This window comes from Microcoleus anatoxicus (assembly GCF_042465725.1).
Classification (GTDB): Bacteria; Cyanobacteriota; Cyanobacteriia; order Cyanobacteriales; family Microcoleaceae; genus Microcoleus; species Microcoleus anatoxicus.
In genome coordinates this window covers 4,214,936-4,237,908 of record NZ_CP120853.1, presented here as the reverse complement: position 1 = coordinate 4,237,908, position 22,973 = coordinate 4,214,936, and the positions used below count along the sequence as shown (strand labels likewise).

Here is a 22,973-nt window from a genome sequence, read left to right as displayed (position 1 = left end):
AAATTAAATAAATATGCTCCCTCTCCCAGAATACAGAACCCATAATCATGTAAAGCATTTAAGGGTAGGTCTAGTAATTTATTGAGAAAATATTTTCCACACTTGCTAAAATTACCTAGCTTGTGGACAAGTAGTTATTTTGTTAGCAGTGCTGGTAATATCAGCAGCGAAACTGTTAAAAAATATATTGAAAATCCACATCATTTAGTAAACTAATATTTCAAGGGGAATAAATTCCCTTGTGTCGTGTTTCCTCTCAGGTCTGAAGACACGCTCGTTTCCACACTCCCATCCTTTTCTTATGAAGCTGCTCACTACAGCCAAGGCGAGGGCTCCTAGTACCGCACTCAACATCCCCATCCGCAAGCTAAATCCCTCAACCAATTTAGCAGCAGTGGCAAAAATAATCACGTTCATTACAAACGCAAATAGGCCCGAAAGTAAGCCCAGGGTTAGCAGGTTCGGCACTAAAAAAACGGCTTTTAAAATGGGCAAAATTAAAACATTCAAAATCCCCAACACCGCCGCAGCAAATACTGCTTTCGGTGTGCTGTCAATTTCAACGCCGATCGGCAATTGAGAAATTAGCAGCAAGCTACTACCTGTCACCAGCCAAGCAATCAACAAATCCATCGGTTCCATAGCCCATACCTCCTTCACAGTTGTCTTGTCAAAAAATTTGATATTTGAATATTCAAGAGCTTTAAACTTAGCTTAATTAAACAATCTCCCTAATTCCTCTACCCATCGGCAGAATCTGGGTTTGATTTACTCTGAGAAAAAAAACTCCTAGGCGATCGGCAAATTTTCCCGGATGGGAACCGCTGCAACCTGTTAGTTGAAAAAAAAAGAGTAGATTCAGTAATATGGCTAGTGACTTTTCTTTTAAATCTCAAGTCAAATTAGACAAAAATGCCTTGGATCATCCAGCACAGCGTCGCAGTCGATCGCTCCAAGTCATGGTTTTTATGCTCCTGGTGACTACCTTAATCACATTGCCCCTGTTTCGGCTAGCTGAACTGCAACTGGTTCAGGGAGCTTATAACCGACAACGGGCAGAAAACAACCGGATTAGGCCAGTTTCTGTAGCGGCAGTGCGCGGTCAGATTTTAGATCGTAGCGGGCAAATTTTTTCGGCCAATCGCGTATCTCGATCGGTATATTTGTGGCCAAAAGAGCGATCGCCCCAGCAGTGGCAAGAAGCAGCCACTACACTCAGCCCCATAGTCAACATCCCTGTGGATGAAATCCTCAAAAAAATCGAAAAAGCAGGCTATAAATCTGCCCTACCAGTCCCAATTAGTAAGAATATCGATGTTGCAACCTTCGTCGCTTTGGGAGAACAAGCCAATACTTTGCGGGGGGTAGAGATTCGTGCAGAATCCAGCCGCGACTATCCCAATAAGGAATTAGCATCGCATCTTTTGGGATACGTCGGCGAAGCTACTTTAGATGAATTAAAAGCTAATCCTGGATATCCGATGGGCATGATCGTCGGTAAAATGGGAGTGGAAAAATTAGTTAATCCCACTTTAGAGGGTGTGTGGGGAAGCCGTTTGATTGAGGTCAATGCTAAGGGTGAAGAAATCCAAGATTTAGGTGTAAAATCTCCGATTCCCGGCAAGCCTGTACAGCTAACTTTAGATTTAGATATGCAGAAAACTGCCGAAAAAGCTTTGGGAAATCGCCTTGGTGCTGTGGTGGCGATCGATGTTAAAACTGGAGCCTTGTTAACCATGGGTAGTTGGCCGACATTTGACCCCAATATTTTCACCCGTAAGGTAAGTCAAAAAGAATGGGACCGACTGCAAGGACCTGACAAACCATTTTTAAATCGAGCTGTTCAAGGTTATCCAGTCGGTAGCACTTTTAAAATTGTGACTTCTGTAGCCGGGATGGAGTCGGGCAAATTTTCTCCTGACTCGACTTTGGTTAGTTCTTCTTCAATTACCATTGGCGGAATTTCGTTTAACGAACACGGTGCTGGTTACGGTGCGATCGGTTTCCGCGATGCTTTAGCCTACAGCAGCAATACATTTTTCTATCAAGTAGGAATGGCCGCCGGACCGGAAGAAATGTCTAAATGGGCTAAGAGAATGGGAATTGGCGGTACTATTAACTTAGAACTTTTAGGGTTAGATGCCGCCAATCACGGTCAAGTTCCGATCCCATCTGAGAAACGGAAAATGTATGGAGAAGATTGGTATGTGGGCGATACGGTAACAATGGCGATCGGTCAAGGTTTGGTACTTTGTACTCCCTTAGAATTGGCTGTGATGGTGTCAACTATTGCCAATGGTGGTTGGCGAGTGCAGCCGCATTTGTTGGCTTCTCAAACTAATACTCCAATTACTAAAAAAGTTCAAACAGGTATTAAGCCGGCTACTTTGAATGTGATTCGCCAGGGATTGACTGATGTGGTATTAAAAGGTACTGGCAAAGCCATGAATGATGGTACTATTCCTTTGAGTGCTGGCAAAACAGGGACGGTGGAAATGCCCGGTCATCCTGACAATTCTATGTATGTGGGTTATGCTCCTGCTGACAAACCGGAAATTGCGATCGCAGTTATAGTTGAAGGCGGTGGATTTGGTGCTGTGTCAGCGGCACCAGTCGCTCATGAGGTATTCCGAACTTATTTCCAAAAGCAAGGTTTTAAACCTACTATTAAGAAGCCTTAATAGTCATGACTAAGTTGTTATTGGTTATTTGTTGGTTGTCATTTGTTAGTTGTTAGTTGTTAGTTGTTAGTTGTTAGTTGTTATTTGTTAGTTACAATAACCCACAACCAACAACCAACAAGCCTTCGACTTGGCGGTTGCTGCCCTTCGACTACCCTTCGGCTACCCTTCGACTTCGCTCAGTGCAAGGCTCAGTGCAAGGCTCAGGAACCGCGGAGTCGAAGGGCCGGGAACCGCCAACAACCAACAACCAATAACCAATAACCAACAACCAATAACTAACAACCAATAACTAACTTCCAATTCTATCCAGAATAATCATTTCTGAACCAACAACAGGACTTCTAGCTATTAGTTTTCCTTCCTTATTCAAAACTTCTAAATTACTAAAATCTAGTAAATTAGCTTCTTTAAACATTTGATTTACTATCTGATTTTGTTCTGTTTCGCTCAGCCCATACCAATCTTCAGCTACTTTTACTGTCAACCGACTACTGGAAAAATTAGCTTCAAAGGACTTAACTAAACCGCCACCAAGTCTTGCGGTAATTTCATCAACTTTATTTTGAATCCCAGCAATCAGAGACTGTTCCGGTGTCAGTGGTGGTGGCGGGACAATTTCTACCGCTTTCGGTGCTGTCGGTGCCACTAAATTCGGTAAGTTGCTTTTGAATTCAGATTTGGCTTTTTCCGATGCGATCGCTTCTGGCAATTTGGCGATAGGCTGTGGCTGCTGTAGCGTTTCCGGTGCCACAAAATCGGAAAAATTGGCCGGCGATTCTATCACTTTCGGGACAGGCGCATTGGCTATTTTCTCCGCTGGTTGTCCCGAAAAAATATTGAGACTTAAACCGACTGTGACGATCGCAATTGCTGCTATTGCTGCATTCAAAATGGGATCGGATAACTTCTGGGTGATGGATGCGGGTAACAGCGATCGCACTAGCTTCACAATACTTTGCCAAAGTAAACCGACTTTCTCTAAAAAACCACCTTGAGTGCTGGTTGCTACAGACTTACTATCAGATTTTACAGCAACTTTTGGTGTGGGAATCGTGTTAATTTCTGCTGCCATACTTTCAGGAGTTGCAGAGTTTGGGGCTGAGTCAATCTCCGCTGTTGGAGGTTCAAAGGATTCTGGAGTTGGCTGGTTTGGTTGTTCTTCTGACATTTTTTCTGCCTTTGGGCCTTGCAAATCTACTTAAATCCGATTAATTTTAGTTGAGTTATAGCACAAGGAACAAGGAATAATTCACCCCCCTACCGCCCTTGGGGGAAGGAAGAAGGAAAATGCAATCACAGCAAGAGTTGCAGCGACTAAGAACGTCCTAACTGTCTTGGTTGTTGCTAGATCTCAATCTTAATTTATCATTTTATTTAGTTGTCACTGAATCAATATGAGCATCAAACGTCGTTACTTTCTGATTTTAGGCAGTCTCAGCAGCTTAGGTTTGGCTGGAATCTGGAAAATGTTTCAGCTTCAGACTTCTTGGGGCACAGATGCCAATGCGGCTGTACTTTCTGCTGTTGAGGGAGAAAGGGCGATCGCTCCTTTACCCACCACACCACCTATTTTACGCTTTATTTCGATCGCAGACACGGGTACTGGTGCCGAGGGACAATATGCTGTGGCTGAGGCGATGGCGCAATATCACGGGCAAAACTCCTTTAATTTGGCTATTCTCGCCGGTGACAATATCTATAATAACGGCGAATTTGAAAAAATTAATGCTGTTTTTGAACGACCCTATCAGCCCTTATTACAGAAAGGTGTCAAATTTTATGCTTGTCTGGGAAATCACGATATCCGTACTGCTAACGGCGACTTGCAAGTTAAATATCCCGGCTTTAATATGGCAGGTCGCTACTACACTTTTCGGCGCGAATCAGTCCAGTTTTTTGCCCTAGATACTAATGATAATGCTGACTGGAAAAATCAGTTAGTTTGGCTGGAAAAAGAGTTGAGCCAGAGCACTGCACCTTGGAAAGTTGTTTTCGGACACCACCAGGTTTATTCCTCTGGTATTTACGGATTAAATCAACCTTTTATTCAGAATTTGACACCCATGTTTCAAAAGTACGGCGTGCAGCTTTATATTAACGGACATGAGCATAGTTATGAACGGACTCGCTCGATTAATGGTACGACTTATTTAATTTGTGGTGCTGGTGCTGGTACTCGTCCGGTGGGGCGTTCTGAATGGACGGAGTATGCTGCTAGTCGGCTGAGTTTTGCTACGTTTGATGTTTATGAAGACCGAATGTTTGTGAGTGCGATCGGTACTGATAAGCGGGTTTTCGATCGGGGCGTGATTGAAGTGCGATCGGCTTAATTCACATTTTTTTTTAGAGATATCAGATGAATAAAAATATGTCAAGGTTTTTTTGTTGATATATTTAAGTGCGACTTCATCTTAAATAAATATCAGCATTACCTCTTGACTTGAACTAAAATTCAACGTAGAATGTATTGTTCTTTGATAAGTAGCTTGAGAGGTATATAAGTGAAAAACAGTACATTAGCAAGAGTAAAAACTAATCCGTTAGTAAGACCTTTTTTAAAGTGGGCAGGAGGTAAAAGGCAATTATTACCAGAAATTCTTAAGTATGTTCCTAAGCAGACAAGTAAACATACATACTATGAGCCTTTTATAGGTGGAGGCGCACTCTTATTTGAGCTACAACCCCCAAAAGCTGTTATCAACGATCGTAACGGAGAACTAATTAATTGCTATGAAGTGATCAGAGATTCATTAAATGAACTGATGGAGGAATTAAGCAACGATCGTAAATATAGCAATAGCGAAAAGTCTTATTATGATATGAGAGACTTAGATCGTTCAAATAAAAAATATGCAAAATTGTCTACCGTTGAAAAAGCAGCACGAATCATTTACCTAAATAAAACCTGCTATAATGGTTTATTTAGGGTGAATTCACAAGGTCAATTCAATGTTCCGTTTGGTAGGTATAAAAATCCTAATTTTTTAGATGACGCTGTTTTAAGAGCCGTGAATAAATACTTAATTAGTACCGAAATTACAATATCAAATCTTGATTTTGCCAAAGCTATTGAAGGTGCAAAAAAAGGAGATTTTGTTTATTTAGATCCTCCTTATGATCCCGTTTCCGAAACAGCTTCTTTTACTGGGTATGATGTGAATGGCTTTAATAGAGATGAACAAGAACGACTAAAAAAAGTTTTTGATGATTTAACTCAAAGAGGTTGCAAGGTGATGATGAGTAATTCTTGTACAGATTTTATTCTGGATTTGTATAAGGATTATCAGGATACAGTCAAAAAAGTTAGAGCAACGAGAAGTATCAACTCAAATGCCTTGAAAAGAGGTATGGTTGATGAAGTATTAGTTTTAAATTATGAAGTTTAGGATAAATAAATATGAGTAAAAGCAAGAAAACAGCAAACGATAAAGCTTGGGAAATATTATTTGAAAGGCATAAGATATTAGAACAGGTATCTAAAAATGGTTGCTTTGAAATAGCATCGGAGGACATCAATAAGGAAAGAGAAAGCAGGCTTATGGCAAAGTTCGATCACTCTGTCAATTTACCAGAAATATTTCAACATAATCACTTGTCAATCTTACCAATTTCTCGCTCTAAATATGTTATTGGGAATTTTTCTATACATTGTAAAGTTGGATATGATAGTCAAATAGAAGTAATGCCTGTAGAATTTCCAGCAGAGATAGAGAGTATAGATTACACAAACTTATATTCTGAAAGTTCCGCATTACACTGTGCATTTAATATCGGTATTATAGATGATTTAGTCGGTGAAAAAACAGCTTATACTGTTTCTGGTAGAATGTCTACAGAGTCTTTTAATTTTAATATTACAAATCCCCTCACAAATCAACCCTATTCAATTAAAGTTGAAAATTCTCAGTGTGAGATAGATGCAGGATTTGAAAGTGAAAACTATTTTGTCTTGATAGAAGCTAAGAACTATGCCCTAGACGATTTTTTGATTAGACAACTTTACTATCCTTATAGGTTGTGGTCAAAAAAAATGAATAAGAAAGTTATTCCGGTATTGATGACATACTCTAACGACGTTTTTAGCTTTTTTATTTATAATTTTAGCAACTATCAAGATTATAACTCTCTCAAACTGAGAGAACAAAAGAATTATACGATCGCTCCCGAAGAAATACAAAGGAGTGATGTCGATCGGATATTCAATAATATTAAAGTAATTCCAGAACCCGATGTTCCATTTCCACAAGCTGATAAATTCGAGAGAGTAGTAGATTTATTATCCTTATTATTGGAAAAAGATTTAACCAAAGATGATATTACAGAAAATTATGAATTTAATCGTAGGCAAACAGACTATTATACTAATGCTGGTGTATATATTGGACTGATAGAAAAACACAAAGATTCCCTGAGAAAACAAACTTTTTTTCGTTTGACAAGTGAAGGAAGGTCAATTTTACATAAAAGACCTAAGCTAAAATATATAGATTTGATTAATAAAATTTTAGAAAAAAAAGTTTTTTATTTAGTATTTGAATTAACCCTTAAACAGGGAGAAATTCCGCCAGAAGATACCATCTGTAAAATAATATCAGAGATCTGTACCGATCTTAATTCTACAACTATAAAAAGGCGTTACTCCACTGTCCAAGCGTGGATACGTTGGATTTGGTCGCAAATCAAAGACTAAAATTCCCACAGATGCAATCTGAATTTGCGATCGCAGTTGATGTGCCCGCACTCACTGGACAATCCAGTGGCGACAATTGAAAATTTGTCGCTAGAATTATATTTGTTAGGACGATCGCCCAAAGGCCCGATCGAGCCGAATGCAGTCCCGATCGCCCGATCGAGCAATTTAGCTCCGGCTGTGCCAAAATTGTCTCACTCGTTCACAAGTGTTACCAGTGAAAAATGACACTGGTACACTTTACCCCACCAAGCTCATGCAAGATTTCATTAATAACGTCTCCCGTTATCCCCGTTTTTTGATTACTGTCTGTCTGGGAATCTTTTTTTTCCTGTTCGAGCGACTCAAACCTCTACTCGATCGACCAGCTACGGCCATCGCCCTAGTTAGTTTGATCGTAGCAACTTTCGTCTTTTTAACTTTTACACTGCGCGCTATGTTAGGTTTGAGTCCGGTTTAAAGGCAAGCTCAAGAGTGAATAGCCATAGAAACCATAGAAACCATAGAAACCCAACCAGTCATGCAAACTCTACAAATTAGAAAGGGAAATTAGGAATTTCGAGTTTTGAGTTAAAACATCAACTCTCGAACTAACTCCAAATTCGTTGTCGATCGCACACTTGCCAAGAGTCACTGCGATAGATTGGAAGAGGACATCTAGATTCAGTAACGATTATCCCCCAAGCTCAGTTCATAGGAAGCGGCACAACCCGCCCCGCTTTCCTCTCACGTTAACCTGACGGTATCAAGAGAGTCTCCAGCGGTAAAGACAGATGAAGTTTGAACATATCTATCAATTTTTTCAAGACCCCCCTCCTGTTTATCTAAACAAGGAACTAGCAGTGTGCTACATTCTCTCCGTCTTATTACGCGGAGATTCCTACGGAACCGAACTAATCGGACAACTAGAGAGGGAATTCCCCATCTACCGACTTTCTGACACCGTACTCTACAGCGCACTTAAATTCCTGGAAGATGAAGCCGTCATCACCGGTTACTGGAAAAAAGTAGAAGGACGCGGCCGCCCTCGCCGGATGTATCAAATTCTCCCAGAGTGGCGACATCAAGCTCAAGACCTCGCTCATCTTTGGCATGGATACATTGCTCAGGGAAAAGGGGTGTCTAGACATCAGCACCAAGACTTAGAAACCGGCCACAGCGGCGGTTAGTGCAATTTTAATCCGATGCCTCAACTCTTCAGATGTCGGCACTACTTGCAAAGCGATTTGCCCCGTGGGCCTTCGCTTTGCTCAATCGCATCACCGAAGAACCTATCGAAGGGCATTTTTGCTTCTTCCTACTTAATTCCCCTTACACAAACTTTTAGCTGATGAATAATCCTGTTTTGCCATCCACCTTTGTGCTGACGCTGCTGTTAGCTGTGGGCTTGTTTTTTTTCATCAAGGCTTCTGTCAAAGACCGAACCGAACAAGTTAAACTCTCTTCCCAGAGTAACCAAGAGTCACTGTTAACCCAACTACAAGAGTATTTTGCCCAGAGAGCTTACCGAGTTGCAGCCGTCGATGCTCCTAACTACCAAGTCACTTTTGAAGGGTTTGTCCGGCCTAGTTGGTTTTTAGCTATTTTTTTAACCCTCCTGAGTGCAGGGGGCGCTTTGTGCCTGGGACTGGTTTTGGCGATGCTAGTTCCTCAGCAAGGTCAAATTTTTCTCGCTTTGGTGTTACTATCGCCACTGGCAGGAATATTTTACTGGAAAAAAGCTGGACGCCCTGAACAAGTCTCCCTCAAACTGGAATCCGTCGCGGAGTCGGGAAGCCAAACCAAGAGCTTAATTACTGTCAGAGGTCATCGCGACGAACTCGCCGTCATGCAAAAAGCTTTGGCTCTGACACCGATCGATTGACAATTTAAACGTCACCTTTTCTGATAATCTAGATGCTGTCGGTCTAGCATTGTCAGAGACCTCAATTTTGAATGTCTCTATAGCTGACACTTCGAGCAGACTAAACTATGAATGCTTGAATTTTGTGTGTTCGTGATTAGTTCCATCCAACTAATGCTCAAACACACCATCGAAACAGTAGCTCCCACAAAAGCCATTATCTTGAGAGTGCCGACTGTGGCGATCGCCCTTGCGATGACGATCGCTTCTATTTATCTTGCGATGGCTCCTTGGGCCTAACTTTCTAAGGAATTTTCGCTTAAATTTGCAGTTGACACCCTCGAGACAATGATCTATTTGGAGCTTTTGTTAAAAAGTTGCACTAACTTTGCCCTCAATGTTTTGAACTAAATTTTTTGAATTTACCGTTATAAACTCAGCATTTTAGTTCTTAGTTTGGGGGTTTTCGGTTCTGGGTTTTGGCTTCTGGCTTTTGAGCTATGCGCGACTGGCTGACACCACAGGAATTTTTTCTGCGGTAGACGACTCCAACATCACTTTTAAGCTGGGAAACAAGAAATGGTTCTCTTCTACGTATTGAGCTCCAAATAAACCTTTTTCAGCCCAGAAGTATCGATCGGTGGTATGCTCATTGCGTTTGACCAACAGCAAAGCTGGGGGGGCAATGCCTTCAGCATGGATGAACTTGCGAGCCGCTGTTACGGGTTTATCTTCGCCGCTCTCGATGCTATATTGAGGCACACACTCTAAAATCCTGCGTCCTTCTTGTCGGCGGCGACTTTTGCGCTTGCGTCTCCTGGCCAATTTCTTTACCTCCTCTGTGAGCAGACAGGTTGTAATTATAGCTACCAAATCCGAGCCGAGTATATCCGTTCTAGCTCAAAATATCAAGTTGATTTAATAATTCGACATAATCTTAACATTTGTACCCCTAGACCACAGTGTTGCCATCGTGGTAGGTGAACCCCCCTACTATCCCTCTCTCAAAAAATTAGGAAGTCTGAAAGCTATACAGACTGGTCATTTAAAGAAAATTTACCCCAAAACCATTCAGCGCAGGAAGAACACAGCAGTCTGTAATCGATAAATTAGAAGTTGTAATTTACTTAATAATTCCATTAAATATCTTAATGTGGCGCTCATGTTAAAGCCAGCCAGTTCAGAATTTGTAAAGCTTTGTCGATCGCAGGTGGCGATCGCCGTCAGTTTGGGAGCGACATTCAGCGCCATATACCTGACGGAAGAACTGATCGAAGGTAGCCAAGCAAAGTTGATACCGATCTCCGTTTACCCGGAAACCTCAGAGTCCTGGGTCCAAAATCAGAGCGTGAGGCAGCCATCTCCCACAACCTCAGCATTAAAGGCGATCCCGCGACTGCTGGTAGACCAAACTCCAAGTCGAGAAAACTCAGAAATGGGGGCGATCCAGCCAGAGTCTATTCCAGGTTTTAACAGCAATTCCCATCAGTGCCAAGGTCCAGAAAATATTTGGCTGTCTCGGCGGCAAATTGTGACACCTCTGATTCACGAAGGAGTAGTAATGGGACTTCTGGTCAGTGGCAGACAAGACAGGCCCTGGAACGATCGAGAGGACGCTCAAATACAACAAATTGCTCGCACCCTGGCCCTCGCCTGCATTTTAGACCAGCGATCGCAGTGGATGCAGCAAGAATTACGCCAGCAGCGACAAATCCAAACTCAGGTTTATGACACGATGCAGAATTTACTGCACCAGTTCAAAAGTCCGCTGACAGCCTTGCGGACTTTTGGTAAGCTGCTGGTAAAGCGGCTCGTCCCGGAAGACAAAAACCAGAACGTGGCTGTGAGTATTATCCGAGAGAGCGATCGCTTGCAAGAATTGCTCTTACAGTTCGATCGAACTGTTGACATCGGCGAAGCTAATTTGAGACTACCCTCTGTTAGTTCAGAAATAGAGATGTCCCAGGCTGAATTAAATCGTCAGTCTCCTCTGTCTCTGTCACCTGTAAGCAATCAAGATCAATCCTGTTCAGTTGCAGAAGTGTTAAAACCGCTGTTAATTTCAGCTTCTGCGATCGCCTCCGAAAGAAACCTCAAATTAGTAACAGAGATTCCAGGAAATTTACCAGCAGTCTCAGCGAACGATCGAGCTTTGCAGGAAGTTTTGAGCAATCTCATTGACAATGCCTTGAAATATAGCAATCCTGGTAACAAAATTTACATTAAAGTAGACAATCAAGCACAAGAAGCCCATGGAACCAAACAACATCAATTACCAGCCCTAGCAGTTGCTGTCAGCGACACAGGTTCAGGAATTCCCCCCCAGGATTTAGAGCATTTATTTAAGCGACACTACCGGGGAGAAAAAGCCCAGACAGAAATTCCCGGAACCGGATTAGGCTTGGCGATCGCCCGCGATTTAGTCCACCAAATGCAAGGAGAAATAGAAGTATACTCCCCCCTCAATCCTGAATGGCTACCCTCTGTAGGGTCAAATTTATCTCCCAGCGATCGCGGCACTACCTTCGTGGTTTGGCTGCCACTGAGTCCGTAAATCCCTCTATGTAATAGGAGATATTTGCTATGAAGCGCCGCTCTTTATTAGAAAACAAATCCCTTTTGTTTAGTTTTTTGAACTTACTTAAAAAACATTTTTTTACCGTCCCTTTTTTGGTGGTATTTAACACTTTAACTATCCTAATGTTGGGTGGAATCAGTATATATGCCAAAATTACAAACAAGGGAGATGGAGTTGAACGCCTGTTTAGCGATCCGTTTAATTTCTGGTTGCCTTACGAAGGTATTTTAACAGGAATTTCAGAATTGTTTTGGTCAATTCCAGTAACAATTTGTGCATTTACGTTCGGAGTGCTGCACCAAAAAAATCATCGAACTCCCGCCCAAAGCTTCTTATTTTTTAGCGCTTTATTATTGGGAGTATTTTTCCTAGATGACCGATTTAGGATGACTTTGATTCTTTCCGGTTTAGGGGTATCTAAGAAATTAATTTATTTGTGTTATGCCACTGGCATTTTAGTTTGGGGGTTGAGATTTTGGAAGTTCATCAAAACTACTCCTTACTTGCCATTAATAGCAGCATTTATTTTATTTGCAATTTCCAGATTAGAAGATATCTTCGCAGCCAATAGTCAAGGAGTCCACGCTATGTTAGAAGATGGCACTAAATTATTAGCTCTAATAAATTTAGCACTGTATTTTTGGCACGTATGTCATCAAGAACTTGTGGGAAAAAAACCTATAAACACAGATGAAATCTGAGGCTATAGGAAAAGCCATAGATCCTGTCTCAGTTAGGTGAGGTAAGGTAAGGGGTAATTGCCATGACCAGTTTGAGTGATTTCCATATAACCAACAACAAATAACCAACAACAAATAACCAACAAAAAACAACAAACAACCAATAACAAATAACAAATAACCAATAACCAATAACCAATAACCAATAACCAATAACCCTTTACTGATAAAAGCTATATAATGATTGAAGAAAGTTCTTCAAGATTATTAATTATGAAAGTTGGTTCTAGGGAAAGACACTCATGGCGATCGCCATAGCCGTAAGCCGCCCAACAAGCATCAATCTGAGCATTTTTAGCAAAGAGCAAATCAACCGCTGTATCACCAACCATTAAAACTTCACTATTATTTAATTCTGGAAAAAGCGGTTTGATAATTGAGTGAAATAAAGTCGGGTCTGGTTTTTGAACCATTTGTCCATCATCTCCTATAATCAAATCAAAAAAGGTGTGAATATTCAATTTTTCCAAAAATAAGTTAACAAAATTAACGTGTTTGTTACTGACAACTCCCAGACTTAATTCCACTTCTTTGGCTAACTGCAATATTTCCTTAGTCCCCGAAAATAGAGCCAGTTGTTTTTCACCTTCGGTGCGATAATAGTAACGATAAGTTTCAACCCACAGGGGAATTTCTGTTGTTTCGATCGCAGGATGGAGGATTTGAAAAGTCTTGGCTAAATTAATACCGATCGTGGATCGAATGAGATCGGCAGTCGGTGGTACTAGCAGGAATTTTTCAAAAGTTTTGGTAATGCAAGATATAATAGCATTATGAGTAATTGCCAAAGTACCATCAAAATCAAAAATAATTAACTTGTACTGACTCATCTTCCTTTTCCAATCTAAATTATATTTTTTCATGATTCGGCTCTGGCTGGTAACGCCGAACCAGAGGGTCAGCCTCCAATCTCAAAGAAAAAAGCCCCAGGGGCTAACACCATCCTCAAAAACGATATAAACCTTCATCGGTTATCATCTAAAATTTGCGTATATTAACTTAAGTATTGCATTATTTTCTGTAGAGTATATGGCACTAATTGTTCAAAAATATGGCGGAAGTTCCGTAGGAACAGTCTCACGGATTCTGGAAGTAGCCAGACGAGTTGTCAAAACCGCACAGCTAGGCAATTCCATAGTTGTCGTCGTTTCCGCCATGGGTAAAACCACCGACGGCTTGGTAAAACTGGCTAAGGAAATTTCCGCAACGCCCAACAAGCGGGAAATGGATATGTTGCTCTCCACTGGCGAACAAGTGTCGATCGCACTTCTGAGTATGGCATTACAGGAACTCGGACAACCCGCCATCTCCCTGACAGGAGCCCAAGTCGGCATCGTCACCGAAGCCGCCCACACCCGCGCCCGGATTTTGCGCATCGATCCGACTCGCATCGAAAGCCAGCTAAACAGGGGAAAAGTAGTTGTAGTAGCAGGTTTCCAAGGCATCGCTGATGCCGAGGAACTAGAAATTACTACCCTGGGGCGAGGCGGTTCCGACACTTCCGCAGTGGCGATCGCGGCTGCATTGCGGGCCGACAGGTGCGAAATTTATACTGACGTACCCGGAATTTTGACAACAGATCCGCGCTTAGTAGCCAACGCCCAGTTGATGGATGAGATCACCTGCGACGAAATGCTGGAATTGGCGAGTTTGGGTGCAAAAGTGCTGCACCCGCGGGCGGTAGAAATTGCCAAGAATTACGGAATGCCCTTGGTAGTGCTGTCTAGTTGGAGTGACGCCCCCGGTACGCGGGTAGTGTCGCCTCCCCCCCAACCACGGCCTTTAGAGGGCTTGGAGCTCGCCAAAGCCGTGGATGCGGTGGAATTTGACCTGGATCAGGCGGGGGTGTCGTTGCTGCGTTTGCCCGATCGCCCCGGAGTAGCAGCGCGGTTATTTGGTGCGATCGCCAAGCAAAATCTCGATGTAGACTTAATTATCCAATCAATTCACGAAGGAAATACTAACGATATTGCCTTTACCGTCACGCGAAATTCTCTACAACAAGCCACCGCCGTTGCAGATGCAATTATCCCCGCCCTCGGCAAAAATTCTCGCCCTGAATTGGGAGAACCGGAAGTCAAAGCCGAAGAGCGACCCATAGCTAAAGTTAGCATTGCAGGGGCCGGAATGATCGGGCGTCCGAGGGTTGCAGCCGAAATGTTTAAGACTTTAGCGGATGCGGGAATTAACATTCAAATGATTTCCACTTCCGAGGTAAAAGTTAGTTGTACGATCGATGCTGTCGATTGCGATCGGGCAGTTGCCGAACTCTGCAAAACTTTTGATGTCTCCAACTCGCCACTAGCCCTCAATTCCCCATCTCCAAAACCCGCCGCCGTCAGGGCTGTAGCCCTAGATTCCAACCAAGCGCGTCTAGCAATTCGTCATTTGCCCGATCGCCCCGGAGTCGCAGCAAAACTGTTTGGATTGTTAGCCGAGGAAAACATCAGCGTAGACACCATCATTCAGTCCCAGCGCTGCCACAATATCGACGGCATATTGACTCGCGACATTGCATTTACCGTAGCACAAATCGATGCAGAAGCTGCTCAAATAGTCCTCGAAAAAGCCGCCCCAGAATTGGGATGGGGCGAAGTTTCCGTCGATACACAAATTGCGAAAGTTAGCGTAGTTGGTTCCGGGATGATCGCCCATCCAGGAGTAGCAGCAAAAATGTTTGAAGCCCTTTCCCGGCACCAAATCAACATTCAAATGATTGCGACTTCCGAGATTAAAATTAGCTGCGTGGTGGATGAAGAACAAGGCGTAACTGCTTTGCGCGCCATTCACACAGCTTTTGAACTGGCTGGTACCGAAAAAATCCAAGTTCCAGCATAATTAATCTTGACCTTTCCATGGTCATGATTTAACCAGACCTTGAACACTCCACAACACAGAGTCCGAAAATATATATCTGAATACAGGACGATTTTTATTTGATTAAATATCAAAAAATCGTCCTTTTTTAAGGCTGAGGAGTTATGGAATGATTTAACCACGAAGGCGCAAAGGACGCGAAGGAAGAGGAGAGAGAAATCATAATTCTGATGTCAACGGATTTGATATTACAGATTTGGTATGAAATCACAGTAGCAGATCACAAGGCTTCAATCAACGAGTACAAGTTTAGTTATCTATAGCAGTCCTTGCAGGAGTCGTAAAGTTTTTACCCCACCCCAACCCTCCCCTTATTAAGGGGAGGGAGTAAGAAATTCACAAATGATTTAGGATTGCTATATCATCTACTAGGTAGTGAAGAAAACATCAGCGGTTAGATAGCTAGCATCAATGTCAAAGACGATCGCCAAGTAATCAGAATTAACCTTAATCGCTACAGAAGCCGTTGGCATCCCACCATCTATCTGTAATAGCACAGGCTCAAAAGATAATTGATTGTAGGCAATGTCTCCACTCAAACCAATTGCATCACCCTGAGAAAAATCTATAATTACATCAGCACGCTCGATGGATGCGATCGCCTGATTTTCCGCAAATATAAACGCATCCTTGCCAATACCACCAATGAGTATATCTTGACCAAAATCCCCAATTAATACGTCATCATCAGCACCGCCATTGAGAATATCATCTCCCTTGTCACCCTGCAAAACATCATTACCATCTCCTCCCATTAAGGTGTCATTATCATTGTTACCACTGAGAAAATCTTTGCCAAAACCGCCATCTAGAAAATCAGAACCTTTCCCGCCCAGCAAAATATCATTGCCGCCAACTCCGGCTAGGGTATCTGCTCCTTGATTACCATTAATCAAATCGTCATTTTCTGTAGCTGTGAGTAAGTCATTACCCGATAAAGCGCTAATTCCTGTCTTAGCTGCTACTTCTGGAATCACAGTATCAGATCCGTCTGTTAGGAAGCAAAACTCTTCTCCCCGTAAATTTTCAGGGATTCCTGTTGCTTCACCACTATCGGTGGTATTGGGGAGAGAGGTTTGGATGGAAACTATGGGTGCTGGTATGGGAATTGTTACAGGTTTTGGCGTTGGTACGGGTGTTGGTGTGGGTGTTGGTGCGATCGCAGGAATCGGAGTCGTTACAGGTGTTGGCGTTGGTACGGGTGTTGGTGTGGGTGTTGGTGCGATCGCAGGAATCGGAGTCGTTACAGGTGTTGGCGTTGGTACGGGTGTTGGTGTGGGTGTTGGTGCGATCGCAGGAATCGGAGTCGTTACAGGTGTTGGCGTTGGTACGGGTGTTGGTGTGGGTGTTGGTGCGATCGCAGGAATCGGAGTCGTTACAGGCGTTGGCGTTGGTACTGTTACCGATATCGGCGTTGGTGCTAGTGCTGGTGTTGGCGTGGATGTGGCAATTATCTTCTCGATCTGACTCCGATCGACGAAATTTAATGGCAGAGTAATTTCAGTGGGTGTGGTTGAGAGGGTAAGAGGTAGTGTAGGAATTGATACCGGAGTTGTCACCGGAGTTGGCGTTGTTACCGGAGTTGGCGTTGTTACCGGAGTTGGCGTTGTTACCGGAGTTGGCGTTGTTACCGGAGTTGGCGTTGTTACCGGAGTTGGCGTTGTCACCGGAGTGGGAGTTGTTACCGGAGTTGGCGTTGTTACCGGAGTTGGCGTTGTTACCGGAGTTGGCGTTGTTACCGGAGTTGGCGTTGTTACCGGAGTTGGCGTTGTCACCGGAGTGGGAGTTGTCACCGGAGTTGGCGTTGTTACCGGAGTGGGAGTTGTCACCGGAGTTGGCGTTGTTACCGGAGTTGGCGTTGTTACCGGAGTGGGAGTTGTCACCGGAGTTGGCGTTGTCACCGGAGTTGGCGTTGTCACCGGAGTGGGAGTTGTCACCGGAGTGGGAGTTGTTACCGGAGTTGGCGTTGTTACCGGAGTGGGAGTTGTCACCGGAGTGGGAGTTGTCACCGGAGTGGGAGTTGTCACCGGAGTTGGCGTTGTCACCGGAGTTGGCGTTGTCACCGGAGTGGGAGTTGTTACCGGAGTGGGAGTTGTTACCGGAGTTGGCGTTGTTACCGGAGTGGGAGTTGTCGGAGTTGGCGTTGGCGTCGGAGTTGGAGTACCCTCATTGATGAGCACTGTCAAGCTTTTGCTCAATTCATTCGCCACAACCAGATCGAGTTTACCATCACCATTGAAGTCAGCAGCCGCAAGTGAGGAGGGACGAGATCCTACTGGAATTTCTGGCTGTTTGGTAAACTTACCAGCATCAGAGTTTAGCAGCACTGAGATGTTATTGCTACCTTGGTTGGCGATCGCCAAATCAGCCAAACCATCGTTATTAAAGTCACCACTGGCGATCGAACTTGGAGAATTACCAACAGTAATATCTGGCTGTTTGGTGAAACTGCTACCCTGAGAATTCAACAAAACTGAAATGCTGTTGCTGGCTGTATTTGCGATCGCCAGATCGGGAAAACCATCGTTATTAAAGTCACCAGTGGCGATCGCCCTTGGTGAATTCCCAACAACTATATCTGGCAATTTTGTCAAGTTACCACCACCAGCATTCAGCAACAAAGTCACATTATTGCTATCTTCGTTGGCGATCGCCAAATCGATTTTACCATCAACATTAAAGTCAATCGCCGTCATCGCCACAGGATTAGTACCAACAGGAATGGCTGGCTGCAAAATAAAGCTAAAACCACGGTTTAGCATCAAAACTGCCACATTCTGCTTCCCATTGACGACAGCAAAATCTAGTTTACTATCCCCATCAAAATCCGCCGCGATCGCCGCGTCAGGAAAAGGCAGATTACCAAAGCTAAAGGTTGGCAAATTAATAAAGCCTGACTTGGTATTTAATAGTAATGATATGCTACTATCTCCGCTATTTGCTACCAAGAGTTCTGGTCTATTATCTCCATTAATAAAATCGGCTGCTAAAACTATAGTGGGTGCGCTTCCCACATTTTTGTCCAGTTTGAAATTAAAGTTTCCAGAGCCAGCATTAGCGAACAAAGAGATGCTATTGCTGCCTAAATTTGGTACAACTAAGTCGGCTTTGCCATCTCGATCGAAGTCTGTCACTGTCAGTGACAGTGGGTTCGTACTTACCGATACATCTTTACGGGAGAAGTTCAAAGTGCTACCTCTCTAATTTTTATTAGTGTATAAAATTTTATGACTATTTTACAGGAGTTTTGCGGTAAGTCAATCGATTTGGGACTTACCCCGTCAGTCAGGCTGGGAGATGCTGTGTTAGGATGAAATTGGCGATCGGCTAAAAGGAATTTAATCTTATGACTATAGCGAAGGAACAGGTTACTGATAGCAGTAACACTAATGGATTATCAAATTTCCGCATCACCGTTGAACGTCTGCTCGAACTTTTAGACTTAGAAGAAGAGGATGAATATGGAATTTTGAGACCGACTGAGTATGCTTTCAGGACAGCGATGAAATTGGTGGTTGAGGCCTATGATACCATGGGCAACAGTTTTCCTAAATGCTCTACTGGTACTGATGACCAAGGTAGTATTACCCTAGACTGGACAAGCTTAGAACCAGAGCGTACAGTCCGTCTATTTTGTCCATTCAGTGCGGAGCAACCTGTTGATATCTATCACCATGCAAAAAATGAAAATGCAGTTGAAGATATCGTTTCATCATCAACATTAGTTTACTGGTTGCAGTGGTTTAACAAAATATGATAGAACAATCTTCAGGGAGTGCGTCAGAGTTTGAAGAATTACTAGATAATATAGTTGTTTACCGAGCTCTCAGAAAAGGATGGATAGATAGGGATAGATTGATAGTCAAATCGGATGCCTACTATTTGCGCCAACGTATAAAGGAACAGGGTATTTCTGTCAATTTTTCTATTGAGCAATCTTTGAGTGCATTGAAAAACTGTGAAGGAGTTGCTAGGCTTAATGTAGGTGAAATTCGAGAACTAGGTCTCAATGTAGTACGTGATTCCTTATCTCATGGTAGTATTATAGGCTTGCCCTATCGTGAGGATAACCGTCCAAAAGCTGATGAGCTTGCAATTTTTTTGGCCAGAAAGTCTCAAATTGTATGGCAATCTTCATCAAGATAGTGAAACAATTTGTCAGATTAAGTAATAATGCTAGCTAGAGTCATGACTTCTCCAAGAAGTCGCGACTCTGAGTGTATTTGTGGATCGTATAATAAGTTTTGACTTAATATTTCTTGGGCGATCGCCTCCACCACCGGCACGCAAACCGAATTCCCAATTTGCTTGTAACTTTCCCCCGCACTCGGATAACTCTTAAAATCTTCAGGAAAACCCATCAAACGATAACATTCCTTCAGCGTCAACTTTCTCACCATATCTCGATCGGGAAAATAGACAAAAAACCTGCCCGATGTTTCTTGGGAAGGAATTGTCGGATGCACGCCATCCACCGAATAAATGCGATTAGGCTGTCTGTGAACCCTCGATAAATGTTCTGTATTTGGCCTTACGCCAGTTTTCCAAGTCCCTTTGTTCCTGTAACCTACAAATAACAGTCCCGAATCTTGCTTTCTCGGAGACTCAATTAAAGTATACTCGGATTTGTCCAATATTTCAAAATCTCCAGTCTCATCTAGAAATTCCCTGAGTTTTGGAGGAAACTTGGTTTTAAGTCGAGAAAAATTGAATTCTTTACCCTTAGTCGCCATAATGAATATTCTTTCGCGATGTTGAGCAATGCCAAAGTCTTTAGCATTCAGAATTTGATAATTTACGCTGTACCCCAACTCTCTCAGACTGGCAATAATTACTTTTAGGGTATTTCCCTTGTCGTGATGGATTAAATGCTTGACATTTTCCAGAACAACTACTTGAGGTTGTTTTACTTTTATAATTTTACAAATCTCGAAAAATAGCGTACCTCTAGTATCTTCAAAACCCAGCTTTTTGCCACAGATGCTAAAAGGTTGACAGGGAAACCCCGCGACTAAAACATCAAAATCTGCTAAATCGGTAGGATTGATGTTACTGATATCGGCAAAAGGTACTTCCCCGAAATTTTCTGCGTACACTTCCCGGCATTTACTGTTGATTTCGCAGGAAAAAACACATTCAAAGCCAACTTTTTCAAAACCTTGTCTGAAACCTCCTATTCCCGAAAATAAATCTATAAATTTCATCTATAATTTAATACAAAATCTTAATCAACCCCATAATAACACATTTTGTTTTTCTCTCTTCTTCCACTCTGCGTTCTCTGCGCTCTCTGCGGTTCATAATACTAATTAGAACAAAAACCCAGCGCCGGACAGGGCAAACCGTAAGTCCCTACAGATATCGCGTAGAATGTCGATCGCCCAAAAACTCCCAAACTTGTCCCGCAGCCGACTAAACTATAAATAGCAAAACAAAATACAGCCATCATCTACTTTCTTTCACCAACCATGAGTCACACCTTGGAAAACCTCACCGCCATCGATGACAACCTATCCAAACGCCACATCGACCTCGATCCAGGCGGCTACTTCATCATCTACCTCGATCGCACAACCAGCCTAATTTGTGCAAAACATTTCACCAACATCATCGACGACAGAGGCCTCGCCGTCGATCCCGAAACCGGTAAACCCATCCCCGCCCGCGGCAAAGTAGAACGCACTCAGTCTACACTTTTTACCGGCAGAACCGCCAAAGAACTTTGCGTCAAAATCCTCGAAGAAACCCGCCCCAATCCAGTGACAATGTTAGATCACGCGGCTTATTTGGGACGGGAATTTGTACGGGCAGAAATGGCCCTATTGAGCGATCGAGAATACGTTCAAGATTAGTGCGACTCTGCCAGAATCTCTTGACAAAATGGCCACTCATCCGATCGAGCAGTATCCGATCACGAAAAACCTTGATACCAGAAATAAGTCACCATCGGAATCACTGTCGCCAACACCAACAACACCACCACAATAACTGTGGCATTACCTTGGTCTGTTTCTTCAGCTTTCTTAAAGGTGCCTTCGACTTGAATGTTGTCCACAACTTCAGGCGCCCCCGGATCTGGTTCACCGGACAAAACCGTAGCAATGCGCGAACTGGCATCAGTCAATGCCTCATTGTATTTGTTACCATCCCGCAGAGGCACTTGCACGGTTTCCCCAGCCACACTCTGGGCAATTTCATCGGTTAGCAGGGATTTCACCCCTTCCCCCGTGCGAATTGCCGCAGTGTTGGTAACAGTGTCGAGAACGAGTAAAATTTGATTAGTCTGGTCATCTGTGGCGGGAAACCACTGTTCAAATAGTTGCTTGGTGAAAGTGGCCGTAGTTTCGCCGTAGTCTAAGCGGTGGATGGTGACAAACCGGACTTGTTTCCCTGTTTGTTGTTCCAAATTGTCGAGCACGTTGCTAATCGTGCTTTCGCTGTTGCGGCTGAGTACATCGCCTTTGTCGAATACCCAAGTACGATCGCCCGCCGACAATATCGGCATTTCGTAGACACCAGTCGCCAATGCCGGCAAGACAGCCATCTGGGATAGGATCAGGGCGATCGCGATCGCCCCAGCCAAAGGTGGGAAATGTTTTTTCCAACTCAAGAATTTCTTGAAAATTCCGATCATGAGGTTCAGGGTAAAAGTGCCTTTTTTCCAAAAATACTATACAAACCCCCTGAAAAGTCATTTTAGCGATGGCAATATTGAGAATTAGCTCAGCAATTGAACCCCCCACCCGATTGTTTTAGGATCGTCACTATGGAACCAGCAGACACTTATAAAGGTTGGATTATGCAGTCTCAGAAAGTATTCTACGTCGAGGTTTGGGATAGCCGCGGCAATCGGCACGTCGCTGTCCAAAATGCCAAAACTGAGGAGGAAGCTTTGGAATTAGCCAAAAAGTGGATTGACAAATATGAGTCAAAACCCGGCAGGATGGTGATGGATGAACCCTATCCCTTCGGAGAGGCGATCGATATGCCATTTTAACTCATAACAATTAATCACTGACAAAAGCCAGCATTTTACTACTGAATTCCGCGCAATTTCTGGGTATTTTCTACTAAGCTGCGAGCAAATTGGTCGAACCTTTCATCCAACTTTTCATCCAACAATTTACCTCTGGACTAAAAGCCTTCCAAGCTTGTCCGATCGCAATTTGTTCAGGAATCACCCGCGCAAATCATTCAGCGCATTGCTGTTAACTTGCCCTCCCAAAACGGCGATCGAACCCACCACTTTTCCATCTAAATGCTCAAAACTCATTAAATCCAGGGCATTCTTCAATACACCGCTGAGGCTGCCGTGGTACTCCGGCGTTGCCAAAATTAAACCGTCGGCCGCCTTAACCGAATTCTGTATTTTTGCCACATCGGGGTATTGATGATAATCATTCTCTCCAGTACAAAAAGGCAGATTGAGCGATCGCAAATCCCATACTTCCACCTCGGCACCCAGGGCCTGCGCCCGCTGTGCTGCTATATCCAGCGCCATCTGGCTGTAAGAACCAGCCCGCAAACTTCCGCCAATTCCAACTATTTTTACCATAATTAG

Annotated in this window: 24 protein-coding genes and 2 pseudogenes; 17 read left to right on the top strand and 9 right to left on the bottom strand. The window is 43.3% G+C overall.

The genetic code is table 11. From position 1 onward, the window contains the following. Positions 1 to 57 precede the first annotated feature (57 nt). Positions 58 to 216: pseudogene (locus tag P2A85_RS18320) on the top strand (transposase); the annotation flags it as partial. On the opposite strand, the gene P2A85_RS18315 reads toward P2A85_RS18320, so the two are convergent. Further along, a complete protein-coding gene (locus P2A85_RS18315) occupies positions 205 to 642 on the bottom strand; it encodes a phage holin family protein (protein WP_377474491.1) in 438 nt (145 codons plus the stop codon). The pseudogene P2A85_RS18320 and the gene P2A85_RS18315 sit on opposite strands and share 12 nt — an antisense overlap. A 224-nt stretch (positions 643 to 866) precedes the next feature. On the opposite strand from P2A85_RS18315, the gene mrdA reads away from it, so the two are divergent. Next, complete coding sequence (gene mrdA, locus P2A85_RS18310) at positions 867 to 2,681, top strand: penicillin-binding protein 2 (RefSeq protein ID WP_377474489.1); 1,815 nt, start codon at positions 867 to 869, stop codon at positions 2,679 to 2,681. A gap of 292 nt (positions 2,682 to 2,973) precedes the next feature. Here mrdA and P2A85_RS18305 read toward each other — a convergent pair whose 3' ends face one another. Continuing rightward, positions 2,974 to 3,852 carry a hypothetical protein gene (locus tag P2A85_RS18305; protein WP_377474487.1) on the bottom strand — a complete coding sequence of 293 codons (879 nt, stop codon included), beginning with the start codon at positions 3,850 to 3,852 and terminating at the stop codon, positions 2,974 to 2,976. A gap of 226 nt (positions 3,853 to 4,078) precedes the next feature. Here P2A85_RS18305 and P2A85_RS18300 point away from each other — a divergent pair, with 226 nt between their 5' ends. The 8 genes from P2A85_RS18300 to P2A85_RS18265 all read left to right on the top strand — a co-directional run bounded on the left by P2A85_RS18300 (position 4,079) and on the right by P2A85_RS18265 (position 9,517). After that, positions 4,079 to 5,014, top strand: coding sequence for a metallophosphoesterase (locus tag P2A85_RS18300; protein ID WP_377474484.1), 936 nt, complete (start codon positions 4,079 to 4,081; stop codon positions 5,012 to 5,014). Positions 5,015 to 5,185: 171 nt separating this feature from the next. After that, positions 5,186 to 6,070 carry a DNA adenine methylase gene (locus P2A85_RS18295; protein ID WP_377474482.1) on the top strand — a complete coding sequence of 295 codons (885 nt, stop codon included), beginning with the start codon at positions 5,186 to 5,188 and terminating at the stop codon, positions 6,068 to 6,070. Between the two features lie 11 nt (positions 6,071 to 6,081). Then, the gene (locus P2A85_RS18290) at positions 6,082 to 7,374 is read left to right on the top strand and encodes a type II restriction enzyme (RefSeq protein WP_377474480.1); all 1,293 of its coding nucleotides are present in this window, start codon (positions 6,082 to 6,084) and stop codon (positions 7,372 to 7,374) included. A 66-nt stretch (positions 7,375 to 7,440) separates the two neighbouring features. Next, positions 7,441 to 7,602 (top strand): hypothetical protein, encoded by a 162-nt coding sequence (locus P2A85_RS18285; RefSeq protein WP_377474478.1) that lies wholly within the window; start codon positions 7,441 to 7,443, stop codon positions 7,600 to 7,602. Between the two features lie 28 nt (positions 7,603 to 7,630). Then, positions 7,631 to 7,834: a DUF751 family protein gene (locus P2A85_RS18280; RefSeq protein WP_340523995.1), complete on the top strand. Its 204-nt coding sequence runs from the start codon at positions 7,631 to 7,633 to the stop codon at positions 7,832 to 7,834. 313 nt (positions 7,835 to 8,147) lie between these two features. Then, on the top strand, positions 8,148 to 8,543 hold the full coding sequence (locus tag P2A85_RS18275) for a PadR family transcriptional regulator (protein ID WP_377474476.1): 396 nt from the start codon (positions 8,148 to 8,150) through the stop codon (positions 8,541 to 8,543). 161 nt (positions 8,544 to 8,704) lie between these two features. Further along, the gene (locus P2A85_RS18270; protein WP_377474474.1) at positions 8,705 to 9,238 is read left to right on the top strand and encodes a cofactor assembly of complex C subunit B; all 534 of its coding nucleotides are present in this window, start codon (positions 8,705 to 8,707) and stop codon (positions 9,236 to 9,238) included. Between the two features lie 111 nt (positions 9,239 to 9,349). Further along, a complete protein-coding gene (locus P2A85_RS18265; RefSeq protein ID WP_377474472.1) occupies positions 9,350 to 9,517 on the top strand; it encodes a hypothetical protein in 168 nt (55 codons plus the stop codon). Positions 9,518 to 9,715: 198 nt separating this feature from the next. Here the strand turns inward: P2A85_RS18265 and P2A85_RS18260 are convergent, their stop codons facing one another. Next, positions 9,716 to 10,042 carry a DUF3155 domain-containing protein gene (locus tag P2A85_RS18260; RefSeq protein ID WP_377474470.1) on the bottom strand — a complete coding sequence of 109 codons (327 nt, stop codon included), beginning with the start codon at positions 10,040 to 10,042 and terminating at the stop codon, positions 9,716 to 9,718. A 337-nt stretch (positions 10,043 to 10,379) separates the two neighbouring features. Here P2A85_RS18260 and P2A85_RS18255 point away from each other — a divergent pair, with 337 nt between their 5' ends. After that, the gene (locus P2A85_RS18255; RefSeq protein WP_377474468.1) at positions 10,380 to 11,771 is read left to right on the top strand and encodes an ATP-binding protein; all 1,392 of its coding nucleotides are present in this window, start codon (positions 10,380 to 10,382) and stop codon (positions 11,769 to 11,771) included. Positions 11,772 to 11,800: 29 nt separating this feature from the next. Next, complete coding sequence (locus P2A85_RS18250; RefSeq protein WP_377474466.1) at positions 11,801 to 12,496, top strand: hypothetical protein; 696 nt, start codon at positions 11,801 to 11,803, stop codon at positions 12,494 to 12,496. A gap of 212 nt (positions 12,497 to 12,708) precedes the next feature. Here P2A85_RS18250 and P2A85_RS18245 read toward each other — a convergent pair whose 3' ends face one another. Beyond that, on the bottom strand, positions 12,709 to 13,398 hold the full coding sequence (locus tag P2A85_RS18245; RefSeq protein ID WP_377474464.1) for an HAD family hydrolase: 690 nt from the start codon (positions 13,396 to 13,398) through the stop codon (positions 12,709 to 12,711). A gap of 166 nt (positions 13,399 to 13,564) precedes the next feature. On the opposite strand from P2A85_RS18245, the gene P2A85_RS18240 reads away from it, so the two are divergent. After that, positions 13,565 to 15,373 (top strand): aspartate kinase, encoded by a 1,809-nt coding sequence (locus tag P2A85_RS18240; protein WP_377474462.1) that lies wholly within the window; start codon positions 13,565 to 13,567, stop codon positions 15,371 to 15,373. 407 nt (positions 15,374 to 15,780) lie between these two features. Here the strand turns inward: P2A85_RS18240 and P2A85_RS18235 are convergent, their stop codons facing one another. Then, complete coding sequence (locus P2A85_RS18235; protein ID WP_377474460.1) at positions 15,781 to 18,600, bottom strand: FG-GAP-like repeat-containing protein; 2,820 nt, start codon at positions 18,598 to 18,600, stop codon at positions 15,781 to 15,783. Positions 18,601 to 18,758: 158 nt separating this feature from the next. Here P2A85_RS18235 and P2A85_RS18230 point away from each other — a divergent pair, with 158 nt between their 5' ends. Next, positions 18,759 to 19,169 carry a hypothetical protein gene (locus P2A85_RS18230; protein ID WP_377474458.1) on the top strand — a complete coding sequence of 137 codons (411 nt, stop codon included), beginning with the start codon at positions 18,759 to 18,761 and terminating at the stop codon, positions 19,167 to 19,169. Then, positions 19,166 to 19,558, top strand: a complete 393-nt coding sequence (locus P2A85_RS18225; protein WP_377474456.1) for a hypothetical protein — start codon at positions 19,166 to 19,168, stop codon at positions 19,556 to 19,558. Before P2A85_RS18230 ends, P2A85_RS18225 begins: the two co-directional genes overlap by 4 nt. Positions 19,559 to 19,575: 17 nt before the next feature. Here the strand turns inward: P2A85_RS18225 and dcm are convergent, their stop codons facing one another. Together dcm and P2A85_RS18215 are read right to left on the bottom strand one after the other, a co-directional pair. Further along, complete coding sequence (gene dcm / locus P2A85_RS18220) at positions 19,576 to 20,616, bottom strand: DNA (cytosine-5-)-methyltransferase (protein ID WP_377474454.1); 1,041 nt, start codon at positions 20,614 to 20,616, stop codon at positions 19,576 to 19,578. Positions 20,617 to 20,717: 101 nt separating this feature from the next. Further along, positions 20,718 to 20,861, bottom strand: a complete 144-nt coding sequence (locus P2A85_RS18215; protein ID WP_377474452.1) for a hypothetical protein — start codon at positions 20,859 to 20,861, stop codon at positions 20,718 to 20,720. Positions 20,862 to 20,880: 19 nt separating this feature from the next. Between P2A85_RS18215 and P2A85_RS18210 the strand changes: the two genes are divergently transcribed. Continuing rightward, positions 20,881 to 21,264 carry a DUF4346 domain-containing protein gene (locus tag P2A85_RS18210; protein ID WP_377474450.1) on the top strand — a complete coding sequence of 128 codons (384 nt, stop codon included), beginning with the start codon at positions 20,881 to 20,883 and terminating at the stop codon, positions 21,262 to 21,264. A gap of 59 nt (positions 21,265 to 21,323) precedes the next feature. Here the strand turns inward: P2A85_RS18210 and psb32 are convergent, their stop codons facing one another. After that, positions 21,324 to 22,046 carry a photosystem II repair protein Psb32 gene (gene psb32, locus P2A85_RS18205; protein ID WP_377474447.1) on the bottom strand — a complete coding sequence of 241 codons (723 nt, stop codon included), beginning with the start codon at positions 22,044 to 22,046 and terminating at the stop codon, positions 21,324 to 21,326. A 132-nt stretch (positions 22,047 to 22,178) separates the two neighbouring features. On the opposite strand from psb32, the gene P2A85_RS18200 reads away from it, so the two are divergent. Then, positions 22,179 to 22,409, top strand: coding sequence for a hypothetical protein (locus P2A85_RS18200; protein ID WP_377474445.1), 231 nt, complete (start codon positions 22,179 to 22,181; stop codon positions 22,407 to 22,409). Between the two features lie 38 nt (positions 22,410 to 22,447). Here the strand turns inward: P2A85_RS18200 and P2A85_RS18195 are convergent. Then, positions 22,448 to 22,967 (bottom strand): annotated as a pseudogene (locus P2A85_RS18195) (NADPH-dependent FMN reductase). Positions 22,968 to 22,973 lie beyond the last annotated feature (6 nt).

Excerpts from the sequence above, each read along its gene's own strand:
- P2A85_RS18315 (WP_377474491.1), bottom strand. The coding sequence starts at position 642 with ATGGAACCGATGGATTTGTTGATTGCTTGGCTGGTGACAGGTAGTAGC.
- mrdA (WP_377474489.1), top strand. The coding sequence starts at position 867 with ATGGCTAGTGACTTTTCTTTTAAATCTCAAGTCAAATTAGACAAAAAT.
- P2A85_RS18305 (WP_377474487.1), bottom strand. The coding sequence starts at position 3,852 with ATGTCAGAAGAACAACCAAACCAGCCAACTCCAGAATCCTTTGAACCT.
- P2A85_RS18300 (WP_377474484.1), top strand. The coding sequence starts at position 4,079 with ATGAGCATCAAACGTCGTTACTTTCTGATTTTAGGCAGTCTCAGCAGC.
- P2A85_RS18290 (WP_377474480.1), top strand. The coding sequence starts at position 6,082 with ATGAGTAAAAGCAAGAAAACAGCAAACGATAAAGCTTGGGAAATATTA.
- P2A85_RS18280 (WP_340523995.1), top strand. The coding sequence starts at position 7,631 with ATGCAAGATTTCATTAATAACGTCTCCCGTTATCCCCGTTTTTTGATT.
- P2A85_RS18275 (WP_377474476.1), top strand. The coding sequence starts at position 8,148 with ATGAAGTTTGAACATATCTATCAATTTTTTCAAGACCCCCCTCCTGTT.
- P2A85_RS18270 (WP_377474474.1), top strand. The coding sequence starts at position 8,705 with ATGAATAATCCTGTTTTGCCATCCACCTTTGTGCTGACGCTGCTGTTA.
- P2A85_RS18265 (WP_377474472.1), top strand. The coding sequence starts at position 9,350 with ATGCTTGAATTTTGTGTGTTCGTGATTAGTTCCATCCAACTAATGCTC.
- P2A85_RS18255 (WP_377474468.1), top strand. The coding sequence starts at position 10,380 with ATGTTAAAGCCAGCCAGTTCAGAATTTGTAAAGCTTTGTCGATCGCAG.
- P2A85_RS18250 (WP_377474466.1), top strand. The coding sequence starts at position 11,801 with ATGAAGCGCCGCTCTTTATTAGAAAACAAATCCCTTTTGTTTAGTTTT.
- P2A85_RS18245 (WP_377474464.1), bottom strand. The coding sequence starts at position 13,398 with ATGAAAAAATATAATTTAGATTGGAAAAGGAAGATGAGTCAGTACAAG.
- P2A85_RS18240 (WP_377474462.1), top strand. The coding sequence starts at position 13,565 with ATGGCACTAATTGTTCAAAAATATGGCGGAAGTTCCGTAGGAACAGTC.
- P2A85_RS18230 (WP_377474458.1), top strand. The coding sequence starts at position 18,759 with ATGACTATAGCGAAGGAACAGGTTACTGATAGCAGTAACACTAATGGA.
- P2A85_RS18225 (WP_377474456.1), top strand. The coding sequence starts at position 19,166 with ATGATAGAACAATCTTCAGGGAGTGCGTCAGAGTTTGAAGAATTACTA.
- dcm (WP_377474454.1), bottom strand. The coding sequence starts at position 20,616 with ATGAAATTTATAGATTTATTTTCGGGAATAGGAGGTTTCAGACAAGGT.
- P2A85_RS18215 (WP_377474452.1), bottom strand. The coding sequence starts at position 20,861 with ATGATGGCTGTATTTTGTTTTGCTATTTATAGTTTAGTCGGCTGCGGG.
- P2A85_RS18210 (WP_377474450.1), top strand. The coding sequence starts at position 20,881 with ATGAGTCACACCTTGGAAAACCTCACCGCCATCGATGACAACCTATCC.
- psb32 (WP_377474447.1), bottom strand. The coding sequence starts at position 22,046 with ATGATCGGAATTTTCAAGAAATTCTTGAGTTGGAAAAAACATTTCCCA.
- P2A85_RS18200 (WP_377474445.1), top strand. The coding sequence starts at position 22,179 with ATGGAACCAGCAGACACTTATAAAGGTTGGATTATGCAGTCTCAGAAA.